Annotated in this window: 1 protein-coding gene; it reads left to right on the forward strand. The window is 74.5% G+C overall.

Annotation, left to right across the window (positions count from 1 at the left end):
* Window positions 1–931 (forward strand): GNAT family N-acetyltransferase (locus NS184_RS16780; protein ID WP_152998299.1); only part of this gene is annotated, 931 nt, incomplete at both ends.

A 931-nucleotide genomic window follows, 5' to 3' on the forward strand; every position in this document is an offset into this window, starting at 1 on the left:
CTGCGCCGGCACGGTGCACCGATCGCGTACGCCGAGACGTACGACCCGGCCTCGGTCCTGCTGACCGACGTGTGGGACGCGGAGCCCGGGGACGTCGGGATGCACCTGCTCGTCGCACCGCCGCCCGCGCCCGGCTCGTCGGACGGCGGCCGCGTGCACGGACTGACCAGTGCCGTGATGCGCGCCGTCGTCGAGCACTGCCGTGACGCACTCGACGCTCGCCGGGTCGTCGTCGAGCCCGACGTGCGGAACACGGCGGTGCAGCGGAAGAACGCCGAGGTCGGGTTCCGGGCGCTCCGCGTGGTCGACGTCGACGGCAAGCGGGCCCTGCTGTCCGTCCTCGACACAGCGCGGATCGGGGTCGCGGGCGATGACGGACCGGCCGCCCACCTCCGTCCCGAGCATCTCGAACCGGCCGAGCGGCACCTCGTCGCGAAGGCGATCGCCGAGTTCACCCACGAGCGACTGATCCGTCCGCGACCGGACGGCGAGGAGTGGGCGCTCGACGCCGGCGACTCGACCTACCGCTTCCGGGCCCGGGTGCACGCACTCGAGCACTGGTCCCTCGACGAGTCGTCCCTCACCCGAACGCGCGGCGGTCGCCCGGCGCCGCTCGACGCGCAGGAGCTCGTCCTCGCACTGCACGACGCGCTCGGTATCCCCGACGAGCTGCTCGGCACCTACCTCGAGGAGATCGCGTCGACCCTCGCGAGCGCCGCCGCGAAGCACCGCCGCGGTGGGCCGTCCGCCGCTCAGCTCGCCCGGGGCCGGACCGACGGCGACGTCGCGGCGTCGTTCCAGGACGCCGAGGCCGCGATGACCGAGGGCCACCCCGCCTTCGTCGCCGCCAACGGTCGCATCGGGTTCGGACTCGACGAGTACCGGGCCTACGCGCCGGAGTCCGGCGGCCGCTTCCGCTCACGTGGGCGCC

The organism is Curtobacterium luteum, from assembly GCF_001475545.1.
GTDB classification, from domain to species: domain Bacteria; phylum Actinomycetota; class Actinomycetes; order Actinomycetales; family Microbacteriaceae; genus Curtobacterium; species Curtobacterium luteum_A.